This window comes from Robbsia sp. KACC 23696 (assembly GCF_039852015.1).
GTDB lineage: Bacteria > Pseudomonadota > Gammaproteobacteria > Burkholderiales > Burkholderiaceae > Robbsia.
The window spans coordinates 819,487-833,393 of record NZ_CP156628.1; the positions used below are offsets into that span (position 1 = coordinate 819,487).

Sequence of the window (13,907 nt, forward strand, 5' to 3'; positions counted from 1 at the left end):
CCCTCGCCCGGTCACGCTCTATCGAGACGAGAGCGGCACCCTTCCACTGCCTCGCGCGCGCGGCCCCTTGCAGCGCATCGGGACCGCGATACTGCAACGACTGCTGGTACGGCTGGAATGGGGCAACCTTCGGGTGGTGACGCCCGAGGGCATGATCGTCGCGCATGAGGCCCTATCGGATCGAACAACCGGCAGCGGCGACGACGATGCGCAGACGCCTCCCGCTGGCGCGCATGCAACGCTGGTCATGCATCGCTGGCGGATGCTGCTGCGTCTGCTGCGCGACGGGGATATCGGCTTTGCGGAAAGCTATATGGACGGCGACTGGTCCAGCCCGGATCTGGCGGCGTTGATCGCCTTGGCGGCGCGCAATCGGGCTGCCCTGGATGCCACCCTTTCGGGAACCTGGTGGCGCCGCCTGGCCGATCATCGCTCTCATAAACAGCGCGAGAACACCCGCGGCGGCAGCCGTCGGAACATTGCCGACCATTACGATCTCGGCAATGCGTTCTATCGTGAATGGCTCGATGCGTCCATGTGCTATTCGTCGGGGCTGTTTCCATGCGATATGCCGGCGCAACCGAATGACGTCGCGTGGCCTGCCACGCTCGAAGCGTCGCAAGCGCGCAAGCTCGATGAAATCGAGCGACTGTTGATGCTCCAAGGTGGCGAGACCGTCCTTGAAATAGGGTGCGGATGGGGCGCGCTCGCGATTCGACTGGCCGCGCGCGGATGCCAGGTCCTTGCCTTGACGCTATCGCAAGCCCAACACGACGAAACGGTGGCGCGCGTTGCCGCGGCGGGTCTGAGCGATCGCGTCACGGTGCGGATGGAGGATTATCGGGACGTCGAAGGCACATTCGATCGGATCGTCTCGATCGAGATGTTCGAAGCCGTCGGGGAAACGTACTGGTCGACCTATTACCAAAAACTCTCGGCCTGTTTGCGCCCGGGCGGCGTGGCGGTATTGCAGGTCATCACCATCGACGAGTCGCGTTTCGATGCCTATCGCAAAGACGTCGATTTTATCCAGCGCTACGTCTTTCCGGGCGGCATGCTCCCGGCGCCCTCCCATTTGCGCTCCCTCGGCAACGCCGTATCCCTGCCGCTTCTGCGCGAGCGTCTTTTTGGACTTAGCTATGCGGCGACGCTGGCCGAGTGGCGCAGACGCTTCCTGCTTCGTTGGCCCGACATCCGCGCGATGGGCTTCGACGAACGCTTTCGCCGCCTATGGGAATACTATCTGGCCTATTGCGAAGGGGGCTTTTCCGCCGGCGCGATCGAGGTCGGACTGTATCAATATCGGCGCGAGGTCGCCGCGCCCGACGCGAGCCATGCGCCCGTTGGCACGTAAGCGCGCAGTGACGCCGATCAAACGGTCAGCACGCGTCGCGTATCGATCGGTGTCGCGGGCGCGAAGCGCAGATAGCGCGCCTCGAATTCCTGCGCGCTGACAGGCTTGCCGTACAAATAGCCTTGCGCCTGCGGACAGTCGAACTGCCGTAAGCGCATTGCCTGTGCCTCTGTCTCCACGCCTTCGGCAATGACGTGCAAGCCGAAGTGCTTCGCCAAAAAGATGATCGCCTGCACGACGGCGGCATCGGCAGCGTCGTGAACCAAATTGGTCACGAAAGCCCGATCGATTTTCAGCCGCGTCAAGGGGAAATCTTTCAGCAGGCTCAGTGACGCATACCCGGTACCGTAATCGTCAAAGGCGATCCGCACGCCGGCCTCGCACAACTGGCGAAGCGGTTCGAGCGTAATGCTGTCACGCCGTAGAATCGTCGACTCGGTCAACTCGATTTCGATCGCCTCGGGCGGGAGATTGAAGCGAGTGAGCGGCTCCATCACTTGCGCCACCAGATTCCCGCTGGCTACCTGCCGCCCGAACAAATTGACGCTCATCTGGAAATGCGCGTATTCGGCTTTGCGCCAGCGCGCTGCTTGTTCACACGCGATCGCGATGATGCGCTCGCCAGCGGCGCCGGCCAGCACACTCGATTCGAGTACGTCCAGAAAAGCGGCCGGCGCCAGCAAGCCTCTCGACGGATGACGCCAACGCAGCAACGCTTCCGCGCCCAGGACGGCACCCGTCGCCAAATCGACCTGCGGCTGATAGAACAATTCCAACTGGCCGTTCTCGACTGCCTCGCCGAGTTCGTACTCCAGAATCCGCCGCTGCAATACCGCCTCGCGAAGCGACGGAACAAAGAAGCGATACGTCGCCGGATCGGAGGCCTTAGCCTGAAACAAGGCGAGATCGGCGTTGGCAAGCAACTCGGCGGCATCGTTCGCATCGGCCGGATACGAGGCCGAACCGATGCAAGCGCTAACGGATACCGTACGCCCTTGCACTTGCACCGGCCGCCCAATCGCGGCGATCAAGCGTTCGCACAACGGGCCTATACGGGTCTGGACCAAGGTCGTCGGCGAGAGGGTTGCGGCATGCGCGCGATCCGAGTCGGGCGCGCACTGCACCTCGACGACTGGCCACAACAGAATACCAAACGCGTTTTCGCCCACTCTCCCCGTGATACAGTGTGCGCGCCCGACGGCATCCGGATTCTCGGTGATTTCGCGCACGCGGTTGGCGATGACCTGCAACAGTTGATCGCCACTAGTCGGTCCCCAGGAATCGGCCACCATGCGAAACTCGTGCAGATCGATCAACAGCAGGTCACTGGGCGCGCGACGCTCCGAAATAATGTCGTTCAGCCGCTCGAGGAAGGCTTCACGATTGGCCATTTCAGTCAGGCGATCGAGCCGCGCCAGGCGGTAGAGGTCCGTTTCGATCTTTCGCCGACGCGATGGATCGCGTATCACAATGCCATAACCATCGAACCGGGGAATCTCTCCCGTCGTTTGAACGGTTGCAATCCCATAGCCCTCGCGGCCATTCCCCTCGTCGACGATATTGCCGTTCACTGCCCCGGTGTCACGCACCTCATCGCCGCTAATCGCGATATGCGGCCCGTGCAAAGGCACCGTATGAACGGGAAGCGAGGCGACGAACATCTCGACCGCCAATGACGTACCGTCGGCCCGCGTCGCGCGTAGATCGCCACTGGCCGTCGGCGGGACTGCCGCCGCCATTTCGCCATCGTGCGTGCTGTCCATCCGCTGCACCATGACAGCCTGCCAGCCGTGAGCGATGACACTATCGATGGGTTTGCCGCGCAGTCGCTCGAGCGGGCAGCCGAATTTCACCGCGCTCCGAGCATTCGCGTCGATGACGTTGCCATGCATATCGAGGATCAGCACCGCGTGCGAAGAGCTTGCGGCGCGCTCGGAGAACACCGACGCCCCTTCCAATGCGGCACATTGCAGGCGACGCAGCTCGCACTCATCCATGACGAGGCTAGCCAGATCGCGCAACACGCCCTGCTCCAGATCCGACAAGGGGCCACGCGGCTGCGTGTCGAGCACGCAGAGCGTGCCGAGCACATGGCCAGCAGGCGTGCGCAACGGAATCCCCGCATAAAACCGCACGGGCGCCGCTTTCGTAAACGGCGCGTTTTGTGTGACGAGCGGATGTTGCTTGAATAAAGGGTCTTCGAGCGTATCGGAAATGACCAACATGCCCGGTTCCATCAGGGCATAAGCGCAAAACGACATGTCACGTGTCGTTTCCGTCACCGTGAATCCGGTACGCGCTTTTAAAAATTGCCGGTGCGCGTCGACTAGCGTAATGAGCGCTGTCGAGGTGTTGAAGATGCGCGCGGTAAGCCGTGTAATGCGGTCGAACGCTTCCTCATCGGGCGTATCCAGAAGTCCATACTCCTGTAACGCCGCCAATCGCGCATCTTCGTCATCAGGTGTCGGATAGACCATCGGAAATCCTGCAAGCAGATTCGCGTTATAAGAGATTCGACTTGCCGTCTCGCGCCAACCGCAAAAAGCGAGCAGCACGCACACGTCCTCGACGCAGCCCGTTTTGCCTCTGGATTAAATCATTATCGCGCGATCATGAGTTGTAGACGTTCCTTTCCACATAGTGCGCCACTCCTCACCATCCCGCAATACGCACCGTTTCGACCCTCCTGGACGCTGTCACGCAAACAATTAAATCGATCGAAAGATTCGTGCATATACCGTGCCACGCAACTGCGGCTTTCTTGTACAAACGATCGTTTCCATCGACTGCATTTTGCTTTTCTGATGATTCATTAGATGCTTACAGGCCAAGCCGTAATGCAAGGTTGCCCGTCGTCCCGTCTCGTTGTTTGCAGCAAGCGGTTATTCGCTAATGTCATTGCGATAAAAGCGTGTCCCAACGCCTCACGCGTTGTCATATTGTCATGCCGACATGAGAAAAGTCAGTGGGGCTTGGACGAATGTAGGATACGCAATGCCATTGTGCCGTTGCGCGGTACCGATGTGTTCACTCAATCGTTCGAACCGACGTGCGGCAGGACCCGCCGAGCTCGGCTATGCTGTGGTCTGAGATGACGTGGACAGGATCGGCTAATGAAAACAGAGGCAGTGCCCCCCCAACGTACGAGAGCACGCGCCAAGTCGCGGACCGTCGCCCCGGCGGCGGCCAGCGCCGAGCTTGCAACGGCAAGCGCGACAGTTGGCAGCGTGACGACTGGCAGCCCCGATATCGCGACAGGCGCGCAGAGCGTGGCACCGTCGTGGGAAACGTTGACGCCGGATGCCGGCGATCCGCGCACCAACGCGGACGAATGGCTGGAAGCGGATGGTCTGGGCGGATTTGCCTCCGGCACGCGGTATGGCATTCGCACGCGGCGCTATCATGCATTGCTGTTGAGCGCGTCGGTCCCACCATCCGGTCGGCTCGTGTTGATCAATGGCGTGGAGGCCTGGGTAGAAACGGCGCAGGGCGATGTTATCGCCTTGACGACGCAGGCCTACGCCCCCGACACCTTGCACCCCGATGGCTGGCGTCGCCTGCGGGCCTTTTCCGCCACGCCCTGGCCGACATGGCGCTACACGCTGGCCGCCACTCCCGATGCGGACGATGGCGGCGACAGCGTCACCTTCGAGATCTGTAATGCCGCGCAAGGCGGCGATGTCATCCTGCGATGGTCGGCACAGGATCGGACCGGTGCGCTAGCCGGCGCGCGATTGCGCGTGCGCCCGCTGTTGAGCGTGCGCGATTATCACTCGCTGCATAAGCGCAACGATCGCTTCGACTTCACGCCATCGGGCCAGGGCGGGCGCATCAGTTGGCGCCCTTATGCGGACCGTATCGCCGTGTCGGTACTCAGCAATGGCACTTATCGTCACGACCCGGAATGGTTCGATCGATTCCGTTACCAAGAAGAGACGATGCGCGGCCTCGACGACACGGAGGACCTTGCATCGCCGGGTATCTTTACGTTTGCCTTCGGTGATCCGGGCGATCAGGCGATGATGGTGCTCCGTGCCGGCGACAGCCGCGATATCCGCGTACGCGATTATGTCCACCAGGCCTTGCAACACGCAATGACGACACGCGCGGCGCGCAGTGCGCATATCGCGGCGGCGCTGCGCCACCCCGCGCGATCGAGCGTCGCAGCCATCGCCGCGGCCGACACGCCGCCCCCATCGGCGGACACCTTGGCGGTCCTCGGCCGTGCGGTGCACAGTTATATCGTCGAGCGCGGTGCCGGCGCGACGGTGATTGCCGGCTATCCCTGGTTCACCGACTGGGGCCGCGACACATTCATCGCGCTGCGAGGCATTGCCTTGTCCAGCGGAAACATTGCGCTCGCGGGCGCGATTTTGCAGGAATGGGCGTCGGTGGTCGATCAGGGCATGCTGCCCAACCGCTTTACCGATGATGCGAATCCGGATGCCCCGGCGGAATACAACGCGGTGGATGCATCATTGTGGTTTGTCGTCGCGGCGCACGCCTTTCTCGGGCACGCGCCAGATACCGGTGCACAAGACGGTCTGGAACGCGGCGTATCGGCAGAGGACGGCAATGCCGCGCCGGGCGCCAGCATCGGCGCCGCGGAGGCAGGTTCCGGACCCGCCGCGTCGATCGGCGTCGGCACGCATCCGCTGCAACCGATCCTGCATCGGGCCATGGAAGCCATCGTCGAGGGCTATGCCGGCGGCACACGGTACGGCATCCACGCCGATGTCGATGGTCTGCTGTTCGCGGGCGTTCCAGAATCGCAATTGACGTGGATGGATGCCCGCGTGGGCATCCGCCCAGTCACGCCGCGCATCGGCAAGCCGGTGGAAGTGCAGGCTTTATGGATCAACGCGCTACGCATCGTCGGCGCCTGGGTGCCGAAATGGCGCGACCTCGCCGATCAGGCGCAGGCGAGCTTTACGCGACGTTTCATTCAGGACGGCGCGGGGCAAGCCACTGCCGATCACGACCAGGACGCGCCCGCCAACGGCATTTTTGGCGACGTGCATGAACACGGACTTCACGATAACGTGGACGCAGACGGCGAGCCGGGACGAATCGATGCCAGTCTGCGTCCTAATCAAATTTTCGCGGTGGGCGGCCTGCCCTATCCCGTCGTCGATTTGCCGACGGCGCGGGCGATTGTCGCGCACGTCGAGCGGCATTTGTGGACACCGATGGGCTTGCGGACCTTGGCGCCGTCCGATCCGCGCTACATCGGCCGTTATGAAGGCTCGCCGGATCGACGCGACAACGCGTACCATCAAGGCACGGTATGGCCGTGGTTGCTCGGCCCGTTTGTCGAGGCCTGGCTAAGGGTGCATGCGCATGGTCGCGCGCCGGCGGATCTGGACAGGGTGGCGGCCGAGGCACGACGGCGCTTCATCGCGCCGTTGGATGCGCATCTGGCCTCGGCCGGTATCGGACATATCAGCGAGATCGCCGACGGCGACGCGCCCCATACGCCACGGGGCGCGCCGTTCCAGGCATGGTCGCTTGCCGAGCGCCTGCGGATGGAAGTGCTGCTGCGCTATCCGGAATCCGCCGCCACCGTTCCGTTCATCTAATTCGCTATTCTTGCCTGAGGAGTGAAGATGTCCGCTGCACCGCAGACCGTACTCGATACCACCGAAGGACAACGTCTGCACGCCGCGTCGCCTGCGACCTGGCGTCGTTGGGGCCCCTATCTCAGTGAACGCCAATGGGGCACGGTCCGAGAGGACTACAGCCCGGGCGGCACCGCGTGGGACAGTTTCCCGCACGATCATGCGCGAAGCCGCGCCTACCGATGGGGCGAGGATGGCATCGGCGGATTTGCCGACGAACAGATGAACTGGTGTCTTTCCCTGGGGCTATGGAACGGTCAGGATACGATCATCAAGGAGCGCTTGTTCGGCTTGACCAACGAACAAGGGAATCACGGCGAGGACGTCAAGGAACTGTACTTTTTCCTCGACGGAACGCCGACGCACTCGTACATGAAGATGTTGTACAAGTATCCGCACGCGGCTTTTCCCTATGCGGATCTGGTCGATGAAAACCGGCGGCGCGGCCCGAAACAGCCGGAATATGAAGTGCTGGACACCGGCGTGTTCGACGACGACGCCTATTTCGACGTCGTCATCGAGTATGCGAAGGCCACGCCCGAAGATATCCTGATGCGCGTGACCGTGGAGAACCGCAGCCCGCAACCGGCGCTGATCCATTTGCTGCCGCACTTCTGGGCGCGCAACACGTGGTCATGGGATACGGCGCGCGCCAAGCCCGAGATGCGTCGCGATGGGGACTCGGTGCTGGCAAGCAATCCCGAGTTGCCGCATCGCTATCGCTGGACGGTCCAGCCGCAGAAAGACAGCGCGGCCGGCGCGCCGCCGCAATGGCTGTTCTGCGAAAACGAGACCAACGTCGAACGCCTTTTCGGCGACGCCGGCGAGGGACCGTATAAGGATGGCATCAACGACTTCCTGATCGACGGCAAGACGCAGGCGGTGCGTCGGGGCGCAGATGCGTCCGGCACCAAGGTGGCGTCGCACTGGCGCATCGAAATGCCCGGCCACGGCAAGCGCACGATCGGCATGCGGCTAAAGCGGGAAACGAATAGTTTCGCGCCGGCACAGGCGTTCGACGAGGTGTTCGCGCAGCGTATCGCCGAGGCCGACGCTTTCTACAATGCGCTGCAAAGCAATGTATCGGATGCCGACGGCAAGCTGATTCATCGCCAGGCTTTGGCCGGCTTGATCTGGTCGAAGCAGTTCTATCACTTCGACGTGAAACGCTGGCTGAATGGCGATGCGTCGCAGCCGACGCCGCCGGAGGCGCGCCAGCATGGACGGAACAGCGACTGGCGGCACTTGTCGAATGCCGACATCATCTCGATGCCCGATACCTGGGAGTACCCCTGGTATGCCTCATGGGACCTGGCGTTTCAGGCGGTGGCCTTCGCCGTCGTCGATCCGGATTTTGCAAAAAAGCAATTGATCCTGTTGACGCAAGACCGCTTCATGCACCCGAACGGTCAGTTGCCCGCCTATGAATGGGCATTCGGCGATGCCAATCCGCCCGTCCACGCATGGGCGACATGGCGCGTCTATCAAATGGACATGAAACTGACCGGACGGCCCGACCGCTTGTTTCTCGAACGGACGTTCCACAAACTGCTGCTGAATTTCGGCTGGTGGGTGAACCGGAAAGACGCGGAGGGACACAATCTGTTTCAGGGGGGCTTTCTCGGTCTCGATAATATCCAGATCTTCGATCGCTCCGCGCCCTTGCCGACGGGCGGCCGCATCGATCAGTCGGACGGCACCGCGTGGATGGCCGCCTATGCGCTCGACATGATGCGCATCGGTTTGGAATTGGCGACGACGAACGAAGCGTACGTCGATATCTCGGTCAAATTCTTCGAACACTTCCTGTACATTTCGGAGGCAATCAACGGCGCCAGTGGCGGCCATATCAGCTTGTGGGACGATCGCGACGAGTTCTTCTACGATGCGCTGAAACTACCCGACGGGAAGTCCCTGCCCTTGCGCGTGCGCTCGATCGTCGGGCTCAGCCCGCTGTTTGCCGTGCATGTGCTCGACGCACTGACAGTGAACAAGCTGCCGCGACTGGAGGAGCGCTTGCGTTGGTTCCTGCGGCATCGGCCTGATCTGGCGAACCTGGTGTCGCGCTGGTACGAACCGGGACGCGGCAATACGCTGCTGCTGTCTCTGCTGCGCGGCCATCGGATGAAACGGCTGCTGGTGCGGATGCTCGATGAAACCGAGTTTCTCTCCGACTATGGCATTCGTTCGCTCTCGCGCTTCCATGAGCACGCGCCGTTCGCGCTCGATCATAACGGCGAATCGTTCGGCATCGAATACACGCCGGCGGAATCGGTCACGCGAACGTTCGGCGGCAATTCCAACTGGCGCGGACCGATCTGGATGCCGGTGAATTACCTGCTGGTGGAATCGCTATACGAGTTTCATCGCTATTACGGCGAGGATTTCCGTGTGGAATATCCGACCGGGTCCGGCAAGATGCTGTCACTCCGCGAGATCGCGAATGCACTGGCCGAGCGGCTCTGTCGCTTGTTCCGCAAGGATCAGGCGGGATTACGGCCGGTGATGCAGGCCTATCCGCTGCTGTGCGTGGATCCCCGTGCTGCCGATTTGGTGTTGTTCCATGAGTACTTCCATGGCGACAACGGTCGCGGACTCGGCGCGGCGCATCAAAGCGGCTGGACGAGCCTGGTGGCGCTGTTGCTACAGGAAAGACCGGCAAAGGATTGAGTCAGAAGGTCTGATTCGCCACGCGCTGCGTCAGCGCAGCGCTGATTTCCGATATCACCGTCGTCCAATCCTGCATCGCCTGCTGTCGAAACAATCGCGCGCTTGGATACCAGGGGCTATCGCTCCGGTCGCTGAGCCAGCGCCAATCGGCGACGTAGGGCAACATGATCCACACCGGCTTGCCCAGCGCACCGCTCAAATGCGCGATCGCCGTGTCGACGCTAATGACGACATCGAGCGATTCAATCACCCCCGCCGTGTCGGCGAAATCGCCTTGCGCCGTATCGATCAAACCGGGCCGCCAGTTTGGCGCCTTGCCGGCCGCCCGTTGCGCATCGATCCATTGGCGGTCCGCGTCGCGTAGCGTGGGCTGCAACATGACGCACTCCACGTCTGCCAATTCGAACAATGGCGCGCACGCCGATAATGGCATCGAACGAAGGGCATCGTTGCGATACGCCGGATTTCCCGAGACGACCAAGCCGATTCGCAACGGTGCCTTTTGGCCTGTGCCCAGGCCCGCGCTCGGGCCGCGCGGAACAGTGTCGCCATGGCGCGAGCGGGTTTCGCTGTCATGTTCGATGCCGTCGTCACGCGCAGCGTCGATGTCGAGCGCCTGATCGGGCAGCGCCAAGCGCAGTGCCGGTGCCGCGAACAAATACGGCGCACCCGCGGGAATCGTCGCCATCGTCGTCTGCAGCGCATACGGCAAACTCATCAGCATCGTGAAGCGGTCACACTCCGGTAGCGGCGAGCCGCGCGGAATGACACGAACGCCCCACGCCTGCGCGCGCTCGGCGGCCAGGCGCCAAAGCGGCGGCTGCACCTCGACCACGACCTCGCGCGCCAGTGCGCGCACCAACGGGATATATCGGAGGAACTGGACCGTGTCGCCCAAGCCCTGTTCCGCCACGACCAACAACGAGCGCCCCGCCAGCGTATCGTCGCCGTTCCAGTATTGATCGCTACGACGGGCGGCCAGTCGCGCGCCATCACGCTGTTCATACGCCGCAAAGCCCCGCCGCAATTCGCCGCGCCGCAGCCGGATGCCGGCCTCGTCGAGCCAGACCTCCGGAAAGTCGGGACGAATGTCCCGCGCCGCGCGCAAACACGCCAACGCGGCATCATCGCTTTTTTGCATCGCCAGGGCACTGGCCATATAACGATAAGCCGGCGCAAAACGCGGCATCGCCCGAAGCGCGGCATCGAAACGGTCGACCGCGAACGCATACTCGCCCAAGCCCGCCATCGCTTGACCATAGAGGACCAGGGCCGCGGGATCGTCGGCGCGAACGGCCAACACCGCGTCGAGCGGCGCCACCGCCTGCATCGGACGACCCAAGGACAAATAGGCGGCTGCACGCAGCAGCGCCGTCTGCGGATCCTCGGCGGCGCCCATGGCGTCGACCTGCGTCAGCGCCCCCAGCGCATCCATCGGCTGATGCAGCGCAAGCAAGGCGCGCACTTGCGCAAAGGCGAACCGCACCATCGCGCGACGGGCGTCCGACGCGACGGCGTGATCTTGCGCTGTGGCGACCCAGTCCTGCAACGACGACATGAGCGCGTCCAAGGTCCTTCGCGCCTCGAGACCGCGCCCCAATGTTGCGAGACACAGCGCGGCGCCGATCCCGGCCTCCACGCGCCAGCGCAGCGCCTCGACGCACTCGCCACGATCCGCGCACTCGACGGCATCGGACGACGGGGTCATGACGTTCGCGAAAAGATCGATCGCTTCCTCGAAACGTTCTGCCTCCGCCATCAAGCAAGCGCGCAGACAATCCGCCCGCTTCGCCACCGTTTCATACCATGCACCGTCCGCGGAGGCGGCCCCCGACAGCCCATCGGGATGCATGCTGCCCGCCGATCCGGCGCCTGCCGCGGCCGCGTCGCGCATCAAGGCCGCCGCGAGCCCGCAGTACGCTATCCCGTCGGCAAACGCGCCTGCCGCGCCGTAGGACAGCGCCAGACGCAGCAACGCGTCGGCCACGCTATACCTGGCGCGCCCCGGCCCCTGAATGTTGTCGATGCCTTCGGTGCCGTCGATGCGCGGGTTCGCGCCGCGATCGGCAGAAACGTCAGCGAGCGCGGAAACCAGGCACCCGCGCGCCGCCGAAAGCCGATTGACTACGTGCGGCGCGTCGGCTGCCGTCGGCGGCGCGCGCCATTCGGACGTCAGCAACGGCAGTGGCAGCACGGATAGATCGGGAAGCATTGCGATACTCTCGGCATCAGGTTCAAGCCGTGACAATACCGGATCGACGGCAGGGTTGCAGCGCCAAAGCATAGGAAGTGCGCTGCTTTACGGGCGCGCTTGCCCTCGGGGAAACGGCGCTACAGACGCGCGTGATTTCGATCGGCTGCACGTTGAATGCACGTTATCAGCGATCGCTCCTCGTACCACGATCCTGCACGATCTCCAGTATTCGTGCCGTAAACGATCATCGTGCATTACCTTTTCGCGTCTCATAATCATTATAGAGGCGGCACGTCGCGCGACTTTCGAGATGAGAATAATTCTGACAAAACGACTGTATTAATCGATCGCATTTAAGGCGATCAGCGGCACCGCACTGCCATTTCAAAATACAACGGACGCGTCCAATTGGCCCGCTTTCGCACTTGATAAAATGACGCGAGAGTGTCAAAAATGAGGGTATCGGCTTATCCAACGGGCCTGGGCACGCAATGTTGCGTGTTCCGCACAACGCGATTGAATGACGCGGATATCCGCCCATATTGGGTCTCGAAATACGTTATGATCCGGTCTGCAGTCGGAATTTCAGGAAGAGAAAGTTAGATTTTTTCCTACACGCCTCGGCGACTGAATGCGGTATCTTATAAAAAAACGGCATTCATCGGTGAACGACCTCGCTGAATGGGCAGCGGATCATCTCGCCCCTTCACCGGCCGAAATGATCGATTCGAGGGAAACCCTCGATCGTCCGCGCGCCGCTCACCGATATCTGCTGGCTCGAACCGTAAGGATCACGTGGCAGACGCATCGATCGTGTTGTCTTCGAAAAATTACCGAATGGCGGGTTCATTGCGCGCTAAGTTACTCGCTTCCGATGACGCAGAAGGGACACTCTCCGGCACGACGGTCCCCCTCGGCATGATGGGCGTGGCGATGCGCGACGAGGAGCGTGTTCGCCTGGCGCGCGATATCCACGATGACTTGGGCGCGGAGCTGACGGCGCTCCGGCTCTCATTGAGTCGTGTGGCTATCTCGGAGGGATTCAATGTCGCGTCACCCGCAGCGCGTGCCTTGGCCGATGCCGAAACGGCACTGGAGGCAGCCTTTGCCGCCATGCGTCGGCTGATCGACGACCGGCACGCGCTGCCGCCAGCGACGGATCTGGTGGTTCGCCTGCGGGAATGGGTGGAGAGCTTCAGTCAACGCAGTGGCCTGCACATCGCCTTCGATTGCAAGACGGACCCGCGACTGGCGTCGATGGATGAGTCCACGGCCACGGCCGTGTGGCGCATCTGTCAGGAAGCGCTGCATAACGTCGTCAAGCATGCGCAGGCATCCAGTGCGACCGTATCCCTGACGATACTGGCCACCGGCGTACGCGTCGTGATCGCCGATGACGGACGCGGCATCGCCGCGGCCCGCCGTGCCCGTGCCGTGCGCGCGGCCCAGGACGCGATGGATGACGCATGGGACGAAAACGACCACGAAAGCCAGGGCCAGACGTATCGCCCCTCGCCGAACGCCGCGCCGGCACGGCACGTCCGCGATGGCGTCGGCCTGGAAAGCATGCGCCAGCGTTGCGAAGCCTTGGGGGGCCGTTTCGACTTGATCGATCTGATCGATATTGCCGAGGCACCGCCGCATGGGACCTGCGTGTCAGGCATCCCGGCAGGCGATGCGTCGGCCCAAGCAGGCACCGTGGTGGATGCCAAGCTGCCATGGAACGGGCCCCAACCGCGGGAGCGTCGGTCGCCGCGCTGAGCGGCCTGGACCAAGGCGAGAGAGCATCGTTTCGCTCACTCGCGTTGACAATGCCGCGATACCCAGCCCAGGAAGCCGCAGACGGTGTTTTTCTGACAGCGCGTGTGGTCTTTTTTACGGCGTGGTACGTATAAGGTAGGACGGTGTGATATTTTTGCGCCTGCTGCTGTCGGCATGGCGATTGCGCCGCAGTAGCGCGCCGGCCGCTTGTAGCCGTCGGCAGCGCAGCTTGGATTATTTTCAGGATGGCCATCGATGAAGCCGTCCGGACGATGCGTCGAACCAAACCACACACTCCACGGGGAGTAAG

6 protein-coding genes are annotated in these 13,907 nt (G+C 62.5%); 4 read left to right on the plus strand and 2 right to left on the minus strand.

All coding sequences use genetic code 11. The annotated features are described in order from the left end of the window. Positions 1-67: 67 nt before the first annotated feature. Positions 68-1,354: a cyclopropane-fatty-acyl-phospholipid synthase family protein gene (locus ABEG21_RS24845; RefSeq protein ID WP_347558267.1), complete on the plus strand. Its 1,287-nt coding sequence runs from the start codon at positions 68-70 to the stop codon at positions 1,352-1,354. A gap of 17 nt (positions 1,355-1,371) precedes the next feature. Here ABEG21_RS24845 and ABEG21_RS24850 read toward each other — a convergent pair whose 3' ends face one another. Further along, entirely contained in the window at positions 1,372-3,831 is a 2,460-nt protein-coding gene (locus ABEG21_RS24850) for an EAL domain-containing protein (protein ID WP_347558268.1), read from the minus strand. A 636-nt stretch (positions 3,832-4,467) separates the two neighbouring features. On the opposite strand from ABEG21_RS24850, the gene ABEG21_RS24855 reads away from it, so the two are divergent. Next, positions 4,468-6,933, plus strand: coding sequence for an amylo-alpha-1,6-glucosidase (locus ABEG21_RS24855; protein WP_347558269.1), 2,466 nt, complete (start codon positions 4,468-4,470; stop codon positions 6,931-6,933). A gap of 27 nt (positions 6,934-6,960) precedes the next feature. Continuing rightward, positions 6,961-9,642, plus strand: a complete 2,682-nt coding sequence (locus tag ABEG21_RS24860) for a glucosidase (protein ID WP_347558270.1) — start codon at positions 6,961-6,963, stop codon at positions 9,640-9,642. 1 nt (position 9,643) lies between these two features. On the opposite strand, the gene ABEG21_RS24865 is transcribed toward ABEG21_RS24860, so the two are convergent. Continuing rightward, positions 9,644-11,854 carry a hypothetical protein gene (locus ABEG21_RS24865; protein WP_347558271.1) on the minus strand — a complete coding sequence of 737 codons (2,211 nt, stop codon included), beginning with the start codon at positions 11,852-11,854 and terminating at the stop codon, positions 9,644-9,646. A gap of 819 nt (positions 11,855-12,673) precedes the next feature. Here ABEG21_RS24865 and ABEG21_RS24870 point away from each other — a divergent pair. Next, entirely contained in the window at positions 12,674-13,597 is a 924-nt protein-coding gene (locus tag ABEG21_RS24870; RefSeq protein ID WP_347558272.1) for an ATP-binding protein, read from the plus strand. Positions 13,598-13,907: the final 310 nt, after the last annotated feature.